The 21,162-nt window shown below is 62.0% G+C and carries 24 protein-coding genes; 17 read left to right on the top strand and 7 right to left on the bottom strand.

All coding sequences use genetic code 11. The features are described 5' to 3' along the window. Nucleotides 1-12 precede the first annotated feature (12 nt). From NKJ72_RS19345 to NKJ72_RS19335, 3 genes are all read left to right on the top strand, one after another. Nucleotides 13-1,641 (top strand): DNA alkylation response protein, encoded by a 1,629-nt coding sequence (locus NKJ72_RS19345; RefSeq protein ID WP_352478944.1) that lies wholly within the window; start codon nucleotides 13-15, stop codon nucleotides 1,639-1,641. 159 nt (nucleotides 1,642-1,800) lie between these two features. Further along, nucleotides 1,801-2,355: a hypothetical protein gene (locus NKJ72_RS19340; RefSeq protein WP_352478943.1), complete on the top strand. Its 555-nt coding sequence runs from the start codon at nucleotides 1,801-1,803 to the stop codon at nucleotides 2,353-2,355. Beyond that, nucleotides 2,355-2,666 carry a DUF6105 family protein gene (locus NKJ72_RS19335; RefSeq protein WP_352478942.1) on the top strand — a complete coding sequence of 104 codons (312 nt, stop codon included), beginning with the start codon at nucleotides 2,355-2,357 and terminating at the stop codon, nucleotides 2,664-2,666. The genes NKJ72_RS19340 and NKJ72_RS19335 overlap by 1 nt, the downstream gene beginning before the upstream one ends. Here NKJ72_RS19335 and ruvX read toward each other — a convergent pair. Next, complete coding sequence (gene ruvX / locus NKJ72_RS19330; protein WP_352478941.1) at nucleotides 2,633-3,118, bottom strand: Holliday junction resolvase RuvX; 486 nt, start codon at nucleotides 3,116-3,118, stop codon at nucleotides 2,633-2,635. The genes NKJ72_RS19335 and ruvX overlap by 34 nt on opposite strands. A 116-nt stretch (nucleotides 3,119-3,234) precedes the next feature. Here ruvX and NKJ72_RS19325 point away from each other — a divergent pair, with 116 nt between their 5' ends. The 6 genes from NKJ72_RS19325 (at nucleotide 3,235) to NKJ72_RS19300 (ending at nucleotide 7,600) form a co-directional block, all read left to right on the top strand. Then, nucleotides 3,235-3,942, top strand: coding sequence for a metal-dependent hydrolase (locus NKJ72_RS19325; RefSeq protein ID WP_352478940.1), 708 nt, complete (start codon nucleotides 3,235-3,237; stop codon nucleotides 3,940-3,942). A 23-nt stretch (nucleotides 3,943-3,965) separates the two neighbouring features. Continuing rightward, nucleotides 3,966-4,382 (top strand): hypothetical protein, encoded by a 417-nt coding sequence (locus NKJ72_RS19320; RefSeq protein WP_352478939.1) that lies wholly within the window; start codon nucleotides 3,966-3,968, stop codon nucleotides 4,380-4,382. Nucleotides 4,383-4,458: 76 nt separating this feature from the next. Beyond that, entirely contained in the window at nucleotides 4,459-4,746 is a 288-nt protein-coding gene (gatC, locus tag NKJ72_RS19315; protein ID WP_352478938.1) for an Asp-tRNA(Asn)/Glu-tRNA(Gln) amidotransferase subunit GatC, read from the top strand. 7 nt (nucleotides 4,747-4,753) lie between these two features. Continuing rightward, nucleotides 4,754-5,212 (top strand): GNAT family N-acetyltransferase, encoded by a 459-nt coding sequence (locus NKJ72_RS19310; protein ID WP_352478937.1) that lies wholly within the window; start codon nucleotides 4,754-4,756, stop codon nucleotides 5,210-5,212. Beyond that, a complete protein-coding gene (locus tag NKJ72_RS19305; RefSeq protein WP_352478936.1) occupies nucleotides 5,212-6,777 on the top strand; it encodes an amidase in 1,566 nt (521 codons plus the stop codon). The genes NKJ72_RS19310 and NKJ72_RS19305 overlap by 1 nt, the downstream gene beginning before the upstream one ends. A gap of 28 nt (nucleotides 6,778-6,805) precedes the next feature. Further along, nucleotides 6,806-7,600 carry a YdcF family protein gene (locus tag NKJ72_RS19300; RefSeq protein WP_352478935.1) on the top strand — a complete coding sequence of 265 codons (795 nt, stop codon included), beginning with the start codon at nucleotides 6,806-6,808 and terminating at the stop codon, nucleotides 7,598-7,600. Here the strand turns inward: NKJ72_RS19300 and NKJ72_RS19295 are convergent. Next, complete coding sequence (locus NKJ72_RS19295) at nucleotides 7,549-8,292, bottom strand: DUF599 domain-containing protein (RefSeq protein ID WP_352478934.1); 744 nt, start codon at nucleotides 8,290-8,292, stop codon at nucleotides 7,549-7,551. The two genes, NKJ72_RS19300 and NKJ72_RS19295, sit on opposite strands and share 52 nt — an antisense overlap. Before the next feature lie 170 nt (nucleotides 8,293-8,462). On the opposite strand from NKJ72_RS19295, the gene NKJ72_RS19290 reads away from it, so the two are divergent. The 4 genes from NKJ72_RS19290 (at nucleotide 8,463) to NKJ72_RS19275 (ending at nucleotide 11,942) form a co-directional block, all read left to right on the top strand. Further along, complete coding sequence (locus tag NKJ72_RS19290; protein WP_254817328.1) at nucleotides 8,463-9,866, top strand: L-serine ammonia-lyase; 1,404 nt, start codon at nucleotides 8,463-8,465, stop codon at nucleotides 9,864-9,866. A gap of 85 nt (nucleotides 9,867-9,951) precedes the next feature. After that, on the top strand, nucleotides 9,952-10,389 hold the full coding sequence (locus NKJ72_RS19285; protein ID WP_352478933.1) for a DUF1489 family protein: 438 nt from the start codon (nucleotides 9,952-9,954) through the stop codon (nucleotides 10,387-10,389). A gap of 123 nt (nucleotides 10,390-10,512) precedes the next feature. Next, nucleotides 10,513-11,244 (top strand): vWA domain-containing protein, encoded by a 732-nt coding sequence (locus NKJ72_RS19280; protein ID WP_023674917.1) that lies wholly within the window; start codon nucleotides 10,513-10,515, stop codon nucleotides 11,242-11,244. Continuing rightward, complete coding sequence (locus NKJ72_RS19275; protein ID WP_352478932.1) at nucleotides 11,244-11,942, top strand: DnaJ domain-containing protein; 699 nt, start codon at nucleotides 11,244-11,246, stop codon at nucleotides 11,940-11,942. Before NKJ72_RS19280 ends, NKJ72_RS19275 begins: the two co-directional genes overlap by 1 nt. A gap of 48 nt (nucleotides 11,943-11,990) precedes the next feature. On the opposite strand, the gene NKJ72_RS19270 is transcribed toward NKJ72_RS19275, so the two are convergent. Next, complete coding sequence (locus NKJ72_RS19270) at nucleotides 11,991-13,379, bottom strand: SPOR domain-containing protein (protein WP_352478931.1); 1,389 nt, start codon at nucleotides 13,377-13,379, stop codon at nucleotides 11,991-11,993. A 300-nt stretch (nucleotides 13,380-13,679) separates the two neighbouring features. Between NKJ72_RS19270 and NKJ72_RS19265 the strand changes: the two genes are divergently transcribed. The 3 genes from NKJ72_RS19265 to clpA all read left to right on the top strand — a co-directional run bounded on the left by NKJ72_RS19265 (nucleotide 13,680) and on the right by clpA (nucleotide 17,085). Then, entirely contained in the window at nucleotides 13,680-14,009 is a 330-nt protein-coding gene (locus NKJ72_RS19265; protein WP_023674920.1) for a phasin family protein, read from the top strand. 274 nt (nucleotides 14,010-14,283) lie between these two features. Continuing rightward, a complete protein-coding gene (gene clpS, locus NKJ72_RS19260; RefSeq protein ID WP_352478930.1) occupies nucleotides 14,284-14,610 on the top strand; it encodes an ATP-dependent Clp protease adapter ClpS in 327 nt (108 codons plus the stop codon). Nucleotides 14,611-14,616: 6 nt separating this feature from the next. After that, entirely contained in the window at nucleotides 14,617-17,085 is a 2,469-nt protein-coding gene (gene clpA, locus NKJ72_RS19255) for an ATP-dependent Clp protease ATP-binding subunit ClpA (RefSeq protein ID WP_352478929.1), read from the top strand. 94 nt (nucleotides 17,086-17,179) lie between these two features. Here the strand turns inward: clpA and NKJ72_RS19250 are convergent, their stop codons facing one another. The 4 genes from NKJ72_RS19250 to NKJ72_RS19235 form a co-directional block, all read right to left on the bottom strand. Beyond that, entirely contained in the window at nucleotides 17,180-17,611 is a 432-nt protein-coding gene (locus NKJ72_RS19250) for an HIT family protein (RefSeq protein WP_352478928.1), read from the bottom strand. Between the two features lie 120 nt (nucleotides 17,612-17,731). Next, the gene (locus NKJ72_RS19245; RefSeq protein WP_352478927.1) at nucleotides 17,732-18,946 is read right to left on the bottom strand and encodes a GNAT family N-acetyltransferase; all 1,215 of its coding nucleotides are present in this window, start codon (nucleotides 18,944-18,946) and stop codon (nucleotides 17,732-17,734) included. 40 nt (nucleotides 18,947-18,986) lie between these two features. Next, entirely contained in the window at nucleotides 18,987-19,715 is a 729-nt protein-coding gene (locus tag NKJ72_RS19240; protein ID WP_352478926.1) for a glycerophosphodiester phosphodiesterase, read from the bottom strand. 14 nt (nucleotides 19,716-19,729) lie between these two features. After that, nucleotides 19,730-20,194 (bottom strand): RidA family protein, encoded by a 465-nt coding sequence (locus tag NKJ72_RS19235; RefSeq protein WP_352478925.1) that lies wholly within the window; start codon nucleotides 20,192-20,194, stop codon nucleotides 19,730-19,732. A 138-nt stretch (nucleotides 20,195-20,332) separates the two neighbouring features. On the opposite strand from NKJ72_RS19235, the gene NKJ72_RS19230 reads away from it, so the two are divergent. Beyond that, complete coding sequence (locus tag NKJ72_RS19230; RefSeq protein WP_023674927.1) at nucleotides 20,333-21,160, top strand: cell envelope integrity EipB family protein; 828 nt, start codon at nucleotides 20,333-20,335, stop codon at nucleotides 21,158-21,160. Nucleotides 21,161-21,162 lie beyond the last annotated feature (2 nt).

Genomic DNA, 21,162 nt, shown 5'->3' with positions numbered 1-21,162 from the left:
TAAGGACGAAGCGTGACTGACGACGTGACCAACCAGCCGCCGCCGCTGGCCGGCGGTAACGCCTGGCGGGGCGATCCGTTGCTGATCCAGCTTGCCGAGCGCTTTTCCGATCCGGTGCGTAAGGACCTCGACGGGCTTGGCCGTTTCGTTCTGACCCATGAGGCGCAGGAGCTGGCTCGTCTTGCCAATGTCGAGACGCCGAAGCTCAGGACCCATGATCGCCAGGGCCGGCGCATCGACCAGGTCGAGTTCCATCCCGCCTATCACGCGCTCATGCGCCGCTCTGTTGCCAACGGGCTGCATTCGTCGGTCTGGGAGAATGGCGACGCCGAGATCGGCCGTCGCCACCAGGTGCGTGCCGCGCGCTTTTATCTCACGGCTGAGCTCGAGACCGGGCATCTCTGCCCGATCACCATGACCAGCGCTTCGCTGGCAGCGCTGATGGCCAGCCCGAAGCTGTTTCGCGAATGGGCGCCGCGGGTGACGACGCGCAAGTACGATCAAAGCCAAAAGCCGCCGGTCGAAAAAGCAGGGCTGACACTCGGCATGGGCATGACCGAGAAGCAAGGCGGCACCGATGTCCGCGCCAACGTCACCAGGGCCGAGCGCGCCGGCAGCGGGTTTTATCGCCTGACCGGCCACAAATGGTTCATGTCGGCGCCGATGTCGGATGCCTTCCTGGTGCTCGGACAAGTGCCGGAGGGACTGTCGTGCTTTCTCGTGCCCCGCTTGCTCGGCGACGGATCCGGTAACGGCTTCCGTTTTCAACGGCTGAAGGACAAGCTCGGCAACCGCTCCAATGCCTCGTCGGAGGTGGAATTCGTCAGTGCCATCGGCGAGATGGTCGGCGAGCCCGGCGCCGGCGTGAAGACGATCATGGATATGGTGACCCTGACGCGGCTCGACTGCGCTGTCGCCTCGTCGGCGATCATGCGGGCCGGACTGGCCGAGGCTGTCCACCACACGCGCCACCGCAAGGTGTTTGGAACCAATCTGATCGAGCAGCCGCTGATGCAGCGTGTGCTGGCCGATATGGCGCTCGACGTTGCCGCCGCTACCGCGCTGTCGTTCCGGCTGGCGCGCTCCTTCGACGAGGCGGCCGGCGACCGCGGCGAGGCGGCCTTCGCCCGCGCCATGACGCCTGTCGTCAAATACTGGGTTTGCAAGATTGCGCCGCCGCTGCTCTATGAAGCGATGGAGTGCCTCGGCGGCAATGGCTATGTTGAGGAGGGGCCGCTCGCCCGCTACTATCGCGAAGCTCCGGTCAACGCGATCTGGGAAGGTTCAGGCAACGTCATGGCGCTCGACGTGTTGCGCGTGCTCGGCCGCGCGCCAGGCCTGTTCGACGACGTGCTGGCCGGCATCGACCGCGATCTAGGCGCCGGCGGACGCGGCACCGTCGGCGTGCTCAAGGCGGCAATGCAGGTCGCAGCAACCGACGAGGGCTCGGCGCGGCTGTTGACTGAGCAATTGGCATTGTCGGCGGCGGCGGCAGAGCTTCGCAGGCTGGGGGCAGGGCGGATCGCCGACGCCTTCGTCGAAACGCGCCTCGCCGGCCAGTGGCGCAATACCTATGGCATGATCGATTCGCGCCATGATGCCCGCATGATCATCGATACGCTCTACCCGCCGATCAACTAGGTGCTGTCGCCAAATTCGCTGCCGCTCTCGCGCCCCTGTGGATGGCCGTTAACCTTAACGAATGGTTTCCGTTGCGGCCGCCGATGGCAAAGCCCAATGTTATGGTTAAGGCAAGGACTGTTCAGCTTGAGCGGCTTTGCCCTGCGAAGCGGGAGCGTCATGCGGCATATTCTGAGCTCTTTTCTGGCATTGCATTGGGCGGCCGTTTTCGCCCTGCTGGCGTTCATCTGCATCGACGGGAATCGAGGCGTGGCGACGGCCCTTGGCGTACTGGGCGTTCCCGTCCAGAACACTCGATTTGCCGATCTCGAAAACGCCGTCGTCGTGGCACCGCTCGCCGTGGCACTGCTTGTCGTCGCGGTGTTGTTCTGCTGGGCTTTTGTTGAAGCACTGACCAGCCACGCGACCAACCCGGATCCTGCCGACAGCGTCGTGCGGATCGCCTTCATCTCCGCCTTGGGCGTGCTGTCGCTGATAGTCATCGGCGGCGCCGCGCAAGGCATCAATGGGCTGTTCATGGTTGTCGCGGTGCAACTGGCGGCACTTCTGGCGTCCTATGTCGCGATGCTCGCCGAGAGGCGGTCGGCCGTTGCCGCGGCAGTTCCAGGGACCGGCGAAATCCGAGCGGCCGCGCATGTCATGGCCAAGGCAGCGGCGCATAATTCCTCGCTTGCCCGCATTTCCGGCCGGCTGGATTCGAGGGACGACCGCTGATGCGCACCTTGTTCGCGCTGTGGGCGGCTCCGCTCCTCTTGTTTTGGGGCTGGTTCTTTCTGTCGCTCAACGACATCAATTTCGGCTACGTCATGCTGAGCCGTCAATTACACGATCTCGTCTTCCAGCTCTATGGACAGATGCTCGGCGTCGATCCGGCACTCATTCCGGGCATGGTGGCGAAAGCTTGCGTGTTCGATGGGCTGCTGCTGACGGGGTTCTGGGCATTTCGCCGCCGCAAGGCGATTGGTGGCTGGATCACGGCGATGCGCAACCGCTATTTCGACCAGGCATCGACGCCGAGCACCTGAAGCCGGTCGAGAACGCCTTGGAGGATAAAAGCTGCCGCCGCAGAATCGATCTTGCCGGCGCGCTTCTTGCGGGAAAAATCCATCTCGATCAGCGTCCGCTCGGCCGCCACCGTCGACAGCCTTTCGTCCCAAAAGACGAAGGGCAGATCGGTCAATCCAGCCATATTGCGGACGAAAGCGCGGGATTTCTGGGCGCGCGCGCCTTCCGAGCCGTCCATATTGATGGGGAGGCCGATCACCACGGCGCCGGCATTTTCCTTCTGCAGCAGAGCGAGCAGCACTGCGGCATCGAGCGAGAATTTCCTGCGCATGATGACAGAGCGCGGGTGGGCGAAGGACAAGCCGCGATCGGAAACCGCCACGCCGATCGTCTTGTCGCCGAGGTCAAGACCGGCCAAGGTCTTGCCGCCGCCGAGCCGGGCCGGCAACTCCTCGATGGTGATGATGCCCAACGGCTTTTCCTTTGACCGCGACGCCGCACGTCCTATACGCGCAAAGCGTGCGCGGCACTTTAATTTCGCCGTCGGCGTTCTATCCTCTACCGAAGCAAAAATCGAGGAAAGCATTGATGAAACTGACCTGGTACGGACATTCGGCATTCGGAATCGAAATCGAAGGCGCGAAAATCCTCATCGACCCCTATCTGGTCGGTAATCCGTCGTGGACGGGTGGGTGGGACGGGCCGGCCGAAGGGGTCACTCACGTGTTGCTCACCCATGGCCACAGCGACCACATCAGCGGCGCCATCGAAGTGCTCAAGAAGAGCGGCGCGATGGTGGTCGCCAATTTCGAGATTTGCATGTACCTGGTCGGCAAGGGCGTCGGTAACAAGCAGATCAATCCCGGCAATATCGGCGGTACGGTCGATTGCGGCGGCTTCACCACCACCTTCGTTCAGGCTCTGCATTCATCGTCGTTTCCGGGCGAAGGCGGCCAGAATACCTATCTCGGCAATCCGGGCGGGCTTGTCCTGCATTTCCCCGAAGACAAGACGCTGTACCATATGGGCGACACCGACATCTTTTCCGACATGGCGCTGATCAACGAGTTGCATGAACCGAAGATCGGCATCGTGCCGATCGGCGACCGCTTCACCATGGGTGGCGCGGTGGCAGCTCTTGCCTGCCAGCGTTTCTTCAAGTTCGAGACGGTCGTTCCCGCTCACTTCGGCACATTTCCGATGATAGATCAGACCGCCGACAAATTCGTGGCCGGGCTGGACGGATCGGGTGTGAAAGTGGCGTTGCCGAAGATCGGCGAGACGATTACGCTGTAGCGACAGCGAACCGGAATGACGACATGGATCTGAGAAACTCTCTTTGCATTTCCATGCTGGTTGCCGCGTCGCCGGCGCTGGCCGCCGAGGATTTCATCAACGGGGTCTATCTGCAATCGGAGGATCTCTGCGCGCAGGCCAAAAAGGATACGCTGCAGACGGTGATAGAGGGCGGCAATATCGTGCTGTCGGCAAATGGGCTGGAAAGCATCGAATATAATTGTGAATTCCTGCAGATCACCAAAGCGACACGCTCACCAAGCTGGGCGGTGACCGCTATATGCCAGGAGCCGGGCTACGTCTTTCCCGATGTTCTCTCACTGACACAGATGAGCCCGAAGCAGATCGACCTGGTATCGGTTCGGCCTGCCGCCGACGAAGGCGAGCAGAGCGGTAACGGCGGCAGCTATTTCCTCTGCGACGGCGTCACGATGCCATAGGGCAGTTGTCGGCACGATGCATGTTGCGCGGCACGCGCTGCGCCGCTATAGCGCTGGTTTTCCCCGAGGCACAAACATGTCCGTTGATATAAAAACCGTGAAGCGCGTCGCGCACCTTGCCCGTATTGCGGTGAGCGAGGAGGATGCAGAGCGTATGACCGGCGAATTGAACGCCATTTTGGGCTTTGTCGAGCAGTTGAACGAGGTCGATGTTTCCTGCGTCGAGCCGATGACCTCGGTCACGCCGATGGCAATGAAAAAGCGCCAGGACGTCGTCACCGACGGCGGCAAGGCAGCTGACATCGTCGCCAACGCGCCTGCGACCGAAGAGAATTTCTTCCTTGTGCCGAAGGTCGTGGAGTAGCAGGCCGATGGCAATCGACATCGCCGCTGAGACGCCGCTGCAGGACGATGTGCGTGGGCTGGTCGAGGAGCTGAATGCCACATTGCTGGAACTGACGCCGCCGGAGCATTGCTATCATTTGACCGTCGAGCAGATGGCGGATCGCGACACGACCGTTTTCGTCGCCCGCGATAACGGCCTTGCCATCGCTTGCGGCGCACTGAAGCGCCACGATGCTGTGGTCGGCGAGGTCAAGCGAATGTATACGCGACCGTCGCATCGCGGCCGCAAGATCGGCGCGAAGATTGTCGAGCGTATCGAGGCGCTGGCGCGCCAAGAAGGGCTTAAGCGTCTGGTGCTGGAGACGGGGGACCGTCATCCCGCCGCCTGGACCGTCTACGAACGCGCCGGCTTTTCGCGATGCGGCCCGGTACTGGATTATCCCGATTCCGAGTGGTCGGTGTTTTACGAAAAGAGCCTTGCCTGATGAGCGACCTGACCCAGCTGACGATTTCGCAGGCCCGCGCCAAACTGCGCTCCAGGGAGATCACTGCCACCGAAATCACCGAGGCCTATCTATCGGCGATCGAGCGAGCCAATCCGGCGCTCAATGCCTATGTCGCGGTCACCGACGACAAGGCGCGCGACATGGCCAAGGCCTCCGACGCGAAATTGGCCAAGGGCGAGAGCGGGTCGCTCGAGGGTATCCCGCTCGGCATCAAGGATTTGTTCGGCACCGAAGGCGTGCACACCCAGGCCTGCAGCCATGTGCTGGACGGCTTCATGCCGCGCTACGAATCGACGGTCACGGCCAATCTGTGGGCGGATGGCGCCGTCATGCTCGGCAAGCTCAACATGGACGAGTTCGCCATGGGCTCGTCCAACGAGACCTCGTATTACGGGCCGGTCATCAACCCGTGGCGGCGTTCGCGCCTCGACACGGTGGTGATGCCGACGACACATCAGGGCGAGGGCGGCTTCGTTTCGGCGGGCGGCACCAGGACCGCGCGCACGTTGGACAATGCCCAACTGGTGCCGGGCGGTTCGTCCGGTGGCTCGGCATCAGCCGTCTCGGCCTTCCTGTGCGCAGGCGCCACCGCCACCGACACCGGCGGCTCGATCCGCCAGCCCGCCGCCTTCACCGGCACAGTTGGCATCAAGCCGACCTATGGCCGCTGCTCGCGCTGGGGGATCGTAGCTTTCGCCTCGTCGCTCGACCAGGCCGGGCCGATCGCGCGCGACGTCCGCGATGCCGCGATCCTGTTGAAGTCAATGGCTTCGGTCGACCCGAAGGACACGACGTCCGTCGACCTGCCGGTGCCGGACTACGAGGCGGCGATCGGCCGCCCGATCAAGGGCATGAAGGTCGGCATCCCCAAGGAATATAGAGTCGACGGCATGCCCGCGGAGATCGAGGCGCTGTGGCAGAAAGGCATTGCCTGGCTGCGGGATGCCGGCGCCGAGATCGTCGATATCTCGCTGCCGCACACCAAATACGCGCTGCCGGCCTATTACATCGTGGCGCCGGCCGAAGCCTCGTCCAACCTCGCCCGTTACGACGGGGTCCGCTATGGGTTGCGCGTGCCCGGCAGGGACATTGTCGACATGTATGAAAAGACCCGCGCCGCCGGCTTCGGGCGCGAGGTCAAGCGCCGCATCATGATCGGCACCTATGTGCTTTCCGCCGGCTACTACGATGCCTACTATCTGCAGGCGCAGAAGGTTCGAACCCTGATCAAGCGCGACTTCGAAAATGTGTTTGCCGCAGGCGTCGACGTCATCCTGACGCCGGCAACGCCTTCCGCCGCCTTCGGCATCGCCGACGAGGACATGGCCGCCGACCCGGTCAAGATGTATCTCAACGACATTTTTACGGTGACAGTGAACATGGCCGGACTGCCCGGCATAGCGGTTCCGGCTGGGCTCGACGCCAAGGGGCTGCCGCTCGGCCTGCAGCTGATCGGCCGGCCCTTCGACGAGGAAACGCTGTTCCAGACTGCCCATGTCATCGAACAGGCGGCCGGCACCTTTCAGCCGGAAAAATGGTGGTAGGATCGTTTCTCATCTGAGGGGGTGAGGGATGTTCTTCTATGTCTCCAAGATTCTCTGGTTCTTCGTTCAGCCGTTGAATCTCGCGATCTTCCTGCTGCTGGCGGGGCTGGTCGCGACGATGTTCGGCCGGCGGCGATTGGCGGCCGTCGGCAGCACTCTTGCCTTCCTCATCCTTGTTGTTGCGACATGGAGCCCACTCGGTCCCATGATGCTAAATCCGCTGGAGGAGCGCTTCCCCAGGCCGCCGCTGCCGGAAAAGGTCGACGGTATCATAGTGCTTGGCGGCAGTCTGGATGGCGCCGTCAATCTGGTGCGTGGCGGCTATGAAATGAACTCCAGTGGCGACCGGATGGTCGAGGCGGCCGTGCTGGCGCGGCGGTTTCCGACAGCGAAAGTCGTTATCTCCGGTGGCAGCATCGAAACCTTCCGCGGCGGCGAAGGCGATGCAGATACCGCGCCGCGTCTTTTTGCCGCTTTCGGCGTGGCGGCCGATCGGCTGATCCTCGAGAACAAATCCCGCAACACCTACGAGAATGCTGTCTTCACCAGGGAACTGGTGACGCCGAAACCGGGCGAGACCTGGTTGCTGGTGACCTCGGCCTTCCACATGCCACGCGCCAAGGCGCTGTTCGACAAAGCCGGCTTTTCGACCATTCCGTGGCCAGTCGACTATCGCACCTCCGGTGGGGAAGGCATCGCCACGTTCCCCTATCCCGGCGACTGGCTGGAGGTCACCACTGTTGCGATCCGCGAATGGATAGGGCTTACCGCCTACTGGCTGTCGGGCCGCATCGATCGGCCTTTTCCCGGGCCGGGCGGCTGACCGAGCACCGCCTGCCGCGCCGCCGAGAAAAATTGGCGGCGCACCAGCACCGCCAGCAGCAGCAGCGTCGATAGCACAAAAACGGCGGGATCGACGAACCAGCCAAGATAGCCAATCGAGAAGAACACGCCGCGCAGGCCCGAATTGAAATGCTTCCCGGCCAGCATGTTCATGCGCGCCGCACGCCAGACTGCCGTTTCGGTGACCGAATTGCGCGACGCCTCGCCATGCGGAATCGGCACGGCGCCGATCAGGATCGAGCAATAGTTGAACAGCCGGTAAGCCCAGCCGAACTTGAAAAAGGAAAAGGCCAGGATCAGCACCAGGCCGAACACCTTCGTCTGGAACGCCGCGCGTGAGGGCGTAGCGCCAAACGGCAGGTCACCCAGCACGGTCAGAACCTGGTCGGAGGCGCCGAGCAAAGCAAAACAGCCGCCGATCGCAATCAGCGAACTCGAGGCAAAGAAGGCGGTTCCCTGCTGCAGGCCGCTCATGATGGCGGTGTCGACGATGCGGATCTCGCGCTCGGCCATGGTCCGCATCCAGGCCTCGCGCTGCGCGTTCATCGCCCTCGTCAGCGACATGCGGCTGACCAGCATTCCGTCGGCGGCGAGCGTATGCAGCACCCACGCGGCAAGGAAGAACCCCAGCGCCGCAAGGTCGGCCATCGATAGATGAAAGGAATCGCTCATGCGGTGCTTTTACCACAGGCGGAGGGGACGCTTCGATGGCCGAAGCTGGAATGTCGCTGCCGGAGCAAACAAGGTCGGCAGGCGCAGCGCCGCAATCGTCAAAACAGCGGAAAACACCATGGGAATTCCTATATGTAGACCTCAACAAGGTCCCAGGAGAAAACGCCCACGTGTTCCTTTCGGTTTTCGACCTGTTCAAGATCGGCATCGGCCCATCGAGTTCGCACACGATGGGGCCGATGACGGCTGCGCGGCGGTTTCTCGACGAGATTGCGGGAGACGACTGGCCGCGCCCGGCCGGCGCCAAGGTCGACCGGATCGCGGCCAGCCTGCATGGCTCGCTCGCCTATACCGGCATCGGCCATGGCTCCGATCGTGCCGTGGTGCTCGGCCTCGCCGGCCAGACGCCGCAGACGGTGGATCCCGACCAGGCGGACGGCATCGTCGCTCGCATCGCCGCCGAGAAGCGGATCTCGCCGCCCGGCCATCCGTCCTATCGTTTCGACCCGGCAATGGATCTGGTGCTGGATCGCAAGACGCCGCTGCCGGGTCACGCCAATGGCATGGCCTTCTCTGCCTATGATGCCGGCGACCGGTTGCTGCTGAGGCGCGTCTATTATTCGATCGGCGGCGGCTTCGTAATGTCCGAGGAGGAACTGCAGCGGATGAAAGCAAGGGGCTCGGCGACAACCGAAGGCAAGAAGGTTCCGTATCCGTTCAAGAACGCCGTCGAAATGCTGTCCATGGCAGCGAAAAGCGGGCTTTCCATTGCCGAGATGAAGCGCGTCAACGAGGAGACGCAGATGTCGCGCGAGGAGCTCGACGCCGGCCTCGACGGCATCTGGAGCGCCATGAAGGGCTGCATCGAGCGCGGCCTGTCGCAAGACGGCATCATGCCGGGCGGACTCAAGGTGCGCCGCCGTGCCCGGATGCTGCACGACAAGCTGCAGGAGCAATGGCAGCAGAACCGGCCCAACCCGCTGCTCGCCAACGACTGGCTGTCGATCTATGCGATGGCGGTCAATGAGGAGAACGCCGCCGGCGGCCGTGTCGTCACCGCGCCAACCAATGGGGCGGCCGGCACTCTGCCCGCGGTGCTGCGCTACTGGTTGCATTTCCATCCAGAAGCCGACCAGCCCAGCATCCGCGATTTCCTGCTGACGGCGGCGGCCGTCGGCGGCATCATCAAAACCAATGCTTCGATCTCGGGGGCGGAAGTCGGCTGCCAGGGCGAGGTCGGTTCGGCTTCGGCAATGGCTGCGGCGGGATTGTGCGCCGTCATGGGCGGCACGCCCGAGCAGGTCGAGAACGCTGCCGAGATCGCGTTGGAACATCATCTCGGCATGACCTGCGATCCGGTCGGCGGGCTGGTGCAGGTGCCGTGTATCGAGCGCAACGCGCTTGGTGCCGTCAAGGCGGTGACCGCCGCTTCGCTGGCCATCAAGGGCGACGGCGTTCATTTCGTGCCGCTTGATGCCGCGATCGAGACGATGCGCCAGACCGGCCTCGACATGAACGAAAAGTACAAGGAAACCAGCCTTGGCGGATTGGCAGTGAATGTAGTGGAGTGCTGAGCGCCAATCTGGTGGCCTGGACCACCACTGTGGAGAAGTCGATCAGGCCGTTGACGCGTTCGCGTGCTGGACTAAACCTTAAACGATGTCTCTCAATCTCATAAAGCTTTGCGTCGGCTGTGACAGCGTCGAGGATCTGGAAGAGTGGATTGCCTTCCGTCTCGACGAGCGGCGCCGCGCCGGCGAACCGGCCGAGCACTACCACACCACCCGCATGGTGCCTACACGCGGTGCCGAGATTACCGACGGCGGTTCGCTCTACTGGGTGATCAAGGGCAATGTCCAATGCCGCCAGCTGATCACCGAAATCCGCCCCTTCACCGATGACGAGGGCATCGGCCGTTGCCATCTGATTCTCGATCCCGAGGTCGTGCGCACTGACTGGCAACCGCGCCGCGCATTCCAGGGATGGCGCTACCTGAAGCAGACGGACGCGCCGGCCGATCTCGGCAAGGGCAAAGCCGGGCTGATCGAGATGCCGCCGAAGCTCAGGCGTGAGCTTGCCGATCTCGGCCTGCTCTGACGCCGGGGAACCGCAACGCCAAGACCACCAGCCGAAGTGCTTGTACGCAGTTGCCATCATCGGTCCTCCAGGTCGCCTCATCTGGGCTTGCAAGCGGGGGAACAACGCCACATCTTGAATGTCATGAGCGACAAGAAGCAGCCCGTGCCTGCAAGGGCCAATCCTGCACCGGTCGAGTCTCAATCGAGCACCGGCGAGATCGACGCGTTTCTCCGTCAGGCAAGGACGCTCGCTGCATCCGCCACCGGTTCAGGCAGGCTGATCCTGTCCCTCGACGCGACGATGAGCCGCCAGCCGACCTGGGATCTCGCCTGTGCGTTGCAGGCCGAGATGTTCGACGCCGTCGGCAAGGCCGGGGCGCTCAAGGTTCAACTTGTCTATTTTCGCGGCCTTGGCGAGTGCCGCTCCTCCGCATTCGTCACCGATACCGAAGCTCTGAAGCAGCTGATGACGCGCATCGACTGCCGCAGCGGCCATACCCAGATCGGCAAGGTGCTCGCCCATGCCCTGAAACAGACGGCGGCGGCCAAGGTCAACGCGCTGGTCTATATCGGCGACGCGATGGAAGAAAACATAGATGATCTGGCCGAAAAGGCCGGCAGCCTCGGTCTGCACGGCGTTCCTGTCTTCGTCTTTCAGGAGGGCCATGATGCCGCCGCGGAAAAGGCGTTCAAGGAGATTGCGCGGCTGTCGAAAGGGGCCTGGTTCCGCTTCGATCGGCGGGCTGCCGCAACCTTGGCCGGCCTGCTTTCGTCCGTCGCCGTGTTTGCGACCGGCGGGCTGAAAGCACTGGAGGCCCGGGGCAGACCGGAAGACCGGCTGATGATCGAGCATATGCGGGGCGGCGGAAACTGATGAGCGCAATTATCGCTTTTGTAGCGTTGCTTCTAGTGCTTCTCGGCATGCTCACCATCTTCCTGCGCACCGATGCGGCGAAGCTTGCAGGCGGCATGAGAACGCTTGGACCTGTACTGCTCGGGCTGGTCGGCGTCGCCGTGCTGCTGGTCGGGCGCGAGGGCATCGGCGGCTTGATCCTGTCGGTTGCGCTCGCCTGGTACGGCTCCATGCGCATGAATCGGCCGGCGGCAAAACTGGCACAAGGCAAGCGTTCGACAGTTCGTACCGCGGCGCTTGAAATGGAACTCGATCACGATACCGGCGGCCTCGAAGGCCTCGTGCTGGCCGGGCGCCATGAAGGCAAGATGCTTGGCTCGATGGGGGGTGCCGAGTTGCAGCAACTCTATCGCGAACTCTCCGGCGATCCGGAGAGCCGCCAATTGCTAGAGACGTATCTTGACGGCAGATTTCCCATCTGGCGCAAAGACGCTGATGCGAATGACGGCGAAGGGCTGGGTGTTGCGCCAGGTTCTGGCGCCATGACTAAGGAGGAGGCCTACAAGATCCTTGGTCTTGAAGCGGGGGCTGCCGCGGCGGATGTCCGCAAGGCGCACCGCCGCCTGATGCAGCGCCTGCACCCCGATATCGGTGGCACGTCTTTCCTGGCGGCGCGGATCAATGAAGCCAAGGACGTCTTGCTCTCCAATCACAACTAGTCTCCTTCGACGCAGAACTTTCGGGAAAGATATCGTTTCGCGCGCCGCTTACTGCTGGACGGCGTAGCACTCGATCTTCTTCTTTTTCAAAGCGTTGCAGGCCTTCCAGGCAGCGGTCTTCGAACCGAAACCACCGAACCGGGCGCGGTAGTAGGTGACGCCGTCCTTGTCGAAGGCGACGGTGAAACCGGAGGCATCGGCCAGAACGGAGGGTGCCTGCTTCGTCGCCTTGTCGAGGTAAGCCTTCGCTTCGGCCTGTTTTGGCGAAGAGGCGACCTGGATTGCCCAGCCGGATGGCACCGATGCCGTGCTGACCGGATCGACCTCTGCCGCCGGTTCGGCATAGGCTGCGGCGACCCGGGCTGTCGCCACGTCGTCCACCGTCGCCACCGCCGTCGTCTTGACCCTCTTAGCCTGAACGACCGGAGTGGTTTCTTCAACGGCGGGCGCATTTTCCTCGACAAGGGAGGCAACGGCATCGTCGTTCGGCTTACTGTCCGGTGTAGGCGCGTCATGCTTCGGTAGAAACACCTTGGCCAAGGCTGAAATCGGATTGCCACCGCCAGCCTTGGCAATCAGCACGCCGCCGCCGCTCGACGAGGCCTTCGGCATGTAGGCATTGATCAACCCGGCCATCTGGCTGTCGCGGCTGCCGCCGGATCTGCCGCCCATGACCACCGCTACGATCCGCCGATCGCCATCCGAGACCGAGGAGACCAGATTGTAACCGGAGGCGCGGGTGTACCCGGTCTTGATGCCGTCGACGCCCTTGATGCGTCCGAGCAGACGGTTGTGGCCGTTGATGCGCTGCCGCCCATAAAGAAAGGAGCGCTGCGAGAAATAGCCGTAATATTGCGGAAAATGCTCTCTCAGGGCGATGCCGAGCATCGCCATGTCGCGCGCGGTTGTGAACTGGCCGGGATCAGGCAAGCCGTTGGCGTTGCGGAAAACGGTTCCCCTCATGCCCAGCGCCCGCCCCTTGGCGGTCATCATGCGGGCGAAATTGGCTTCATTGCCGCCGAGCATCTCGCCAAGCGCTGTTGCGGAATCGTTTGCCGATTTGGTCACCATCGACAGGATCGCGGTCTCGACCGTGACCGAGCCGCCCCGCTTGACGCCTAGCTTCGTCGGCGGCTCGGCAGCGGCATTGGCCGAGAACACGACCGGGGAATTCTTGCTGATCCTGCCCTTCGCCAATGCCTCGAACGTCAGATAAAGCGTCATCATCTTGGTAAGCGAGGCCGGATAGCGCCGGCCATCGGCATCCGACGAATAAAGCACCTTGCCGGTCTTGGCATCGATGACGATGGCCGCCGACTTGGCCGCCATGGATGAAGCCGCGTCCGCGACGACGAAGCTCATCGCCATAGCGAGGATCATGATCGTTTTGAGGGGGGACGCGGATTTGGAAACGAAGCCCGACAACGCCTTACGCACTGATAGTTCCTTTGAATTTCCGTTGCCTTGGAGGCGGCAAAGGGGTCCTGCCTCACCTTCGGCCACGCTAACGCGGGCAGCGTTACCAATCCGTTTATGGTAACCGCCGCGTTCACCATTTTCTGCGGGATTGAGCTTCTCTTTATTCGAATCTTAGCGATTGCCGGCAGCTCACGATGCGCATTGCCGCGGGAATCTTGACTTTTTGTGCACTGCACAATATATTTACACGCATTGCACAACGCGGCCCGGACAAGGCGCGTCTATCGTCCAAGGCAACCGTTCAAGGGAAAGCGTGAAATGACCCAGACCTATGAAGATTTCAGCAAATACGGCAAGGAATTTGCGGACACCGGATTGAAGAGCTTCGCCTCGCTGTCCAAGGGTGCGCAGGCTATCGCCGCCGAGGCGGGCGAGTACACCAAGAAAAGCTTCGAAGCCGGTAGCGCCGCTGTCGAGAAGCTCTTTTCCGCCAAGTCGCTGGACAAGGCGATCGAGATCCAGTCCGACTATGCCAAGCAGTCCTATGAGAGCTTCGTCACCGAGGCCACCAAGCTTGGCGATCTCTATGCCGAACTCGCCAAGGAAGCTTACAAGCCGTTCGAATCGATCGTCGCCAAGGCGAAGTAAATTCGACGAACATTCCGAGCCGGCCCCTGGGCTTGCAAAGACAGACCCGGTCGCGAACGCACGGCCGGGTTTTTTCATGCCAGCTCGAAATCGGGGGCCTACGGTCTTCACGATTTGAAAAATCGGTCAAGTTTGGCCACCTAGCCATATTGTCAGCTAAACAGAAGGGCTTAAAATCGTCCATCGAACACCTACATGTCGAGCATGCATGAGGATTCGAAAGAGGCAGGACTACGTGACTACAGGTTTGACTGCCACGAGCTACGTGGTGCGAATGCAGAACGGCGGCAACGGCAATGAGGCCGGTCGCGGCACGGCCGTCATCACGCGCACAAAAACCAAGACCAAGAAGCCCAGTCTGTATCGGGTCCTCATTCTTAACGACGACTACACACCCATGGAATTCGTGGTCCACGTGCTGGAGCGCTTTTTCCAGAAGGACCGCGAAGCCGCCACGCGCATAATGCTTCATGTTCACAATCATGGGGTGGGCGAGTGCGGGGTCTATACATTCGAGGTGGCCGAGACCAAAGTGTCTCAGGTCATGGATTTCGCCCGACAGAATCAGCATCCGCTGCAATGCGTGATGGAGAAGAAGTGAGGTAACATGCCGGCTTTCTCCCAAGGCCTGGAAAAGGCGCTTCACCAAGCGCTGACGCTCGCCAATGAGCGGCACCATGAATATGCAACCCTTGAACATTTGCTGCTCGCCCTGATCGACGACACCGAGGCGGCGGCCGTCATGCGTGCCTGCAACGTCGATCTCGACGAGTTGAAGCATACGGTTCTCACCTATATCGACACCGAGCTCGACAATCTCGTCACCGGCTACGATGAAGATTCCAAGCCGACTGCCGGTTTCCAGCGCGTCATCCAGCGCGCGGTGATCCATGTGCAGTCGTCAGGCCGCGAGGAAGTGTCCGGCGCCAACGTGCTCGTCGCCATCTTCGCTGAGCGTGAGAGCCACGCCGCTTACTTCCTGCAGGAACAGCAGATGACCCGCTACGACGCGGTCAACTACATCTCGCATGGCATCGCCAAGCGGCCCGGCGCTTCCGAGACGCGTACCCCGCGCGGCGCCGACGACGAGCAAGGCAGCCAGAGCGGAGCCGAGCCGCAGGAGGAAGGCGGCAAGAAGAAGCAGCAGCAGGACGCGCTGACTGCCTATTGCGTCAACCTGAACAACAAGGCCAAGGCCGGCAAGATCGATCCATTGATCGGTCGCGAGAGCGAGATCAACCGGACCATCCAGGTGCTGTGCCGCCGCTCCAAGAACAACCCGCTCTATGTCGGTGATCCCGGCGTCGGCAAGACGGCTATCGCCGAAGGCCTCGCCAAGCGCATCGTCGAGGGCGACGTTCCCGAAGTGTTGCACAATGCCACCATCTTCGCGCTCGACATGGGCACGCTGCTGGCCGGCACCCGCTATCGCGGCGATTTCGAGGAGCGGCTGAAGCAGGTCGTCAAGGAGCTCGAGGATTATCCCGGCGCCGTGCTGTTCATCGATGAAATCCACACCGTGATCGGGGCAGGGGCCACCTCCGGCGGCGCCATGGATGCATCGAACCTGTTAAAACCCGCACTGTCGTCCGGCGCCATCCGCTGCATCGGCTCGACCACCTACAAGGAATTCCGCCAGTTCTTCGAGAAGGACCGCGCGCTGGTGCGGCGCTTCCAGAAGATCGACGTCAACGAGCCGACGGTCGAGGACGCCATCGAGATCATGAAGGGCCTCAAGCCTTATTTCGAAGAGTTCCACAAGGTCCGCTACACGAGCGAGGCGATCAAGGCTTCGGTCGAACTCTCGGCGCGTTACATCAACGACCGCAAGCTGCCGGACAAGGCGATCGACGTGATCGACGAGACAGGTGCCTCGCAAATGCTGGTGCCGGAAGCCAAGCGCAAGAAGACCATCGGCATCAAGGAGATCGAAGCGACGATCGCCACGATGGCGCGCATCCCGCCGAAGACGGTTTCCGCCGACGACGAGAAGGTGCTGCAAGGCCTCGACATCGAGTTGAAGCGTGTCGTTTACGGCCAGGACACCGCGATCACAGCGCTGACCTCGGCCATCAAGCTGGCGCGGGCCGGCCTGCGGGAACCGGAAAAGCCGATCGGCTCGTACCTGTTCTCGGGCCCGACCGGTGTCGGCAAGACGGAAGTCGCCAAGCAGCTCGCCGCCTCGCTCGGCGTGGAGCTGATCCGCTTCGACATGTCGGAATATATGGAACGCCACACCGTTTCGCGGTTGATCGGCGCGCCTCCAGGCTATGTCGGCTTCGACCAGGGCGGCCTTCTGACCGACGGCGTCGACCAGCATCCGCATTGCGTGCTGTTGCTGGACGAAGTCGAGAAGGCGCATCCGGACCTGTTCAACATCCTGTTGCAGGTCATGGACCACGGCAAGCTGACCGACCATAACGGCAAGCAGATCGACTTCCGCAATGTCATCCTGATCATGACCACCAATGCGGGCGCATCCGATGCGCAGCGCGCGGCGATCGGTTTCGGTTCGACCAAGCGCGAAGGCGACGATGTCGAGGCGATCAACCGGCTGTTCACGCCGGAGTTCCGCAACCGTCTCGATGCGATCATTCCGTTCGGCTCGCTGCCGGTGCCGGTCATCCATCAGGTGGTGCAGAAGTTCGTCATGCAGCTGGAAGCGCAGCTTTCCGAGCGTGGTGTGACCTTCGACTTGTCGCAGGATGCAGTCGCATGGCTGGCCGACAAGGGCTATGACGAGCGCATGGGCGCCCGGCCGCTTGGCCGTGTCATCCAGGAGCACATCAAGAAGCCGCTGGCCGACGAGGTGCTGTTCGGCAAGCTCAAGAAGGGCGGCACGGTGCGTGTCACCGTCGAGAAGAAGGAAACCGGCGAGACCGGCCTGAAGCTCGAATCGCTCGCCGACGAGGCGCCGGTGAAGCCGAAGAAGGAAGAGCCGGACGACGTGCCGAAGGCCAAGAAGGCGGTGGCAAAGAAGCCCGCCGCGAAAAAGGCGGTGGCGCAGAAGCCGGAGCCCAAAGGTAAGGACGGGGGCAAGCGCAGTCTCGTGCCGCAACTGCCGCGCAAGAACTGACGAACCAGCCAGTAAAAAAGCCCCGGAAACGGGGCTTTTTTTGTGACACCCTCCGGTCAAGCACCCGGCGCCCGCCGGAGCGGTTTGCGCCGGTTCAGCTTGCCAGTGCCATCCGTATTTTGCCGGCGTTCTGGGCCAGGATTTCAGGCTTTTCCATCTGTCCGCTGTGTGGTTTCAGGGGAATCCCCTCGAAGCGCGGAATGACATGGACGTGAAGGTGAAAGACAGTTTGCCCCGAAGCTGGTTCGTTGAACTGCATAACCGTGACGCCATCGGCATCGAAGGCCTTCTTTACGGCCCGCGCAACTTTCTGGACGTGAGCGAAGAGCGGGCCAAGCACCGCCGGATCCGCGTCAAGCAGGTTGCGCGATGGCGCTTTCGGCACCACCAGCGTGTGACCCTGTCCTTGCGGCATCACATCCATGAAGACAATGACCGCTTCATCCTCGTAGACGCGGTGCGAAGGGATTTCTCCGCGCAGGATTTTGGCGAAGATGTTGCTGCTGTCGTAGGTTGCTTCGGCCATGGCGCGCGCTCCGGTTCTTGGGTCGCTGTCTCGTGTAGCGAAGCTGTTCCGGGCGGGCAAGATGATCGATCGACATCGGCCATGCGGGCCCGCGCGGCTGAGCGATTGGGGCTCGCTACCCTACTCCGCCATGTCCTTGCGGAACGGGGTGTGCTCCTCCAGATATTCGCTCATCCGCTCGACTTCGCGCCGCTCGCGCTGGAGGTAGTCGGCCACTGCATTGCGCAGACCTGGATGGGCGATATAGTGCGCCGAATGCATCGTCACGGGCCGGTAGCCGCGCGCCAGCTTGTGCTCGCCCTGAGCACCAGCTTCAACCACCTTCAGCTTGCGCGAGATGGCGAAATCGATTGCCTGATGGTAGCAGACTTCGAAATGCAGGAAGGGGTGGTCCTCGATGCAGCCCCAGTTGCGGCCGTAGAGCGCGTCTGAGCCGATGAAGTTGATGGCGCCCGCTATGTAGCGTCCGTTGCGTTTGGCCATGACCAGCAGGATGTCGTCGGCCATGCGCTCGCCGATTAGGGAGAAGAAATCGCGGTTGAGGTAGGGCCGGCCCCACTTCCTGCTGCCGGTATCCATGTAGAACGCGAAAAAGTCGTCCCAGGCCTTTTCGGTCAGATCCTTGCCGGTCAGCCAGTCGATCGAGATGCCGTCGGCGAGCGCCTCGCGCCGCTCTTTCTTCATTGCCTTGCGCTTGCGCGACGCTAACGTCGCGAGAAAATCGTCATAGCTCGAAAAACCTTCGTTGAAGAAGTGAAACTGCTGGTCGGTGCGATGCAGGAAACCGGCCGCCGCCAATATCTGGACATCGTCCTCCGGCGCGAAGGTGACATGGGCGGAAGACACGCCGAGCTTATCCGTCACCGCCTTCAGGCCGGCCGCAAGACCGGCCTTGACGGTGGGACTGTCCTCGCCCTTGCCGACCAGCAGGCGAGGGCCGGTGACGGGCGTGAACGGCACCGCGCATTGCAGCTTCGGGTAGTAGCGCCCGCCGGCACGTTCGAATGCGTCCGACCAGCCATGGTCGAATACATATTCGCCCTGGCTGTGCGACTTCAGATAGCAGGGGACCGCCCCGAGCAGCTTGCCTCGGGCGGTTTCCAGCCTCAGGTGATGGCCTTGCCAGCCGGTGCGCCGAACAGCGCAGCCGGAATCTTCCAGAGCGCTCAAAAAAGCAAATGAAACGAGTGGGTTGTAGCCGTTTTCTGCATCGCCGCGTGTAGTGCCGCCGAGGCTGTCCCATTCAGCGCCGGTAAAGGCCCCGATGCCCGCTGCGATGCGGATCGACAGCTCCGCGTTCGCCGTTTGTCTTTCGCAGTCGTCCCCTTGATCCATGAGGCTTACTTAAGCTCGCTGCGGACCCATACAAGCCCGCTCAAGCAAGCCGTACCAGATCTGGCTCGAATCCTTCGAACGTCATCTGGTCGGCATATTTGAAGGTCAGTTCGACGGCAGGCTGGTCATGCACGGTCCAGGTGATCACCGGCATGCCGAGTTTTTCTCGCACGAAGGAGACGAACCGGTTCGGCAGGTCGCCGGCGGCGTAGGAGGTGAAGGCGATGTCATGCGCCAGCATGGCGAAATGCGCCTCGATCAGGTGGTTGTCGTTGCCGTAGGCGGTCAAACCGCCGGGTATGCCGGGAGCATATTTCGGGAACTCACGGATCAGCCAATGGTCGAACGACATGATCGCAGCCTTGCCGTTGTATTGCTTGAGCATCTTGCCGACGCTTTCGACCAGGCCTTCGTCGTGCCCGGCAGCTCCTTTCAGCTCGACAACCATCGGCACACGGCCGTCGACCAGATCAAGCGCCTGCTGCAGCGTCGGCAGATGGTCAGCGGTGCCGCCGACCTTCAGCGCGGTGGTCTCGGCAGCCGTACGCTGCCAGACGAAGCCGTTTTCGCCGGTCAGCCGCCGCAGATCGCCATCGTGGATGATGACGGGGACGCCGTCGGAAGACAGGTGCACGTCGCATTCGATCGCGTAGCCGCGCTCGGCCGCCGCGGCGAAGGCGGAAAGGGTGTTCTCCCAGCGCGTCTTGTTCATGTCGTGGAGGCCGCGATGGGCGACGGGCCGGGCGGTCAGCCAGGAAAGATCGGTCATGGTTGCAGTCCCGGTCATTCGACTTCGAAGATCGCTTCGATTTCCACTGCGGCATTAAGCGGCAGGGAGGCGGTGCCGACGGCGGAGCGAGCGTGCTTGCCGCGATCGCCGAGCACCGCGGCGAGAAAATCCGAGGCACCGTTGGCAACCAGATGCTGTTCGACAAAATCCGGTGCCGAGGCGACGAAGACGGTGATCTTCACCAAGCGACGGATTTTCTCGAGATCGCCAAGTGCTGCCTGGGCTTGCGCCAATATGTTGATTGCACAGTATTTTGCGGCTTCCTTGCCGGTCGCGGTGTCGACATCGCGGCCAAGTAGTCCACTCGCTTGGAGCTTGCCGTCCTTGAGCGGCAACTGCCCGGCGGTGAACAGCAGATTGCCGGTCCTGCAATAGGGCACGTAATTGGCGGCAGGCGCGGCGGCGGCCGGCAGCGTCACGCCGAGACCGCTTAGCCGCTTTTCGATTGTTTCGCTCATGCTATTTCCCTATTGCTTGAAGGTGCCGCGCAGGCCGGGCCGAAATTGCTATTTTTGCCTCGCTTCCGCCACGACTTTTTTTAAGCTGGACCATCTTTCCATGCGGCCTGCCATTAGCCGCGATGATCGGAGCACCCCATGCGCGCAACGCGCCTCGCATTCAACGCCGTTCTCTTGACAGCGGCTTCCTGGGCGGCTCCCGCTTTTGCGGTGCCGGCGCTGCAGGCGCATCGCGCGGTTTACGACATTTCACTCGACAAAGCCTCCGACCGCTCCGGCATCACCGGCATCACTGGCCGCATGGTCTACGAGTTCAACGGCTCGCCTTGCGAGGGCTATACGGTAAAGTTCCGTTTGGTGACCCAGATCGTAACCAGCGACAACACCAGGCTGACCGACCAGCAGATGACCACCTTCGAGGATGCCGAGGGCAAGACCTTCTCCTTCGTGAATAAGTCCTTTGTCGACCAGAACCTCGACAAGGAGGTCAAGGGGACTGCAACGAAGGAGGCCAACGGTCTCAAGGTCGATATCGACAAGCCCGAGAAGAACAGCTTGGAACTCGCGCCGACCCAGTTCCCGACCCAGCAAATGGTCGAAATGATCGGCAAGGCGGAAAAGGGCGAGCGTTTCTACGAAACCAACCTGTTCGACGGCTCTGAGGATGCCAACAAGGTGGTGACCACCACCGTCGTCGTCGGCAAGCAAGCCGATGCCGACAACGCCGATCCGGAAGCGCCGGCGCTGGCCAAGCTCGCCACCGACAAATACTGGCCGGTCGACATCGCCTATTTCGATGATGCCGACAAAGGCGGCGAGGAGGTGCCGGAATACCGGATCAGCTTCAAGCTGCACAAGAACGGCATCACGCGCGATCTCGTCATGGACTATGGCGAGTTCTCGATGACCGGCAAACTGGTCAATCTGTCGCTGTTCGATCAGCCAAAGACCTGCCCGTCGAAATAGGC

The organism is Mesorhizobium sp. M0045, from assembly GCF_040323385.1.
In the GTDB taxonomy this organism is placed as follows: domain Bacteria; phylum Pseudomonadota; class Alphaproteobacteria; order Rhizobiales; family Rhizobiaceae; genus Mesorhizobium.
This window is presented reverse-complemented; position numbering and strand designations above follow the sequence as displayed.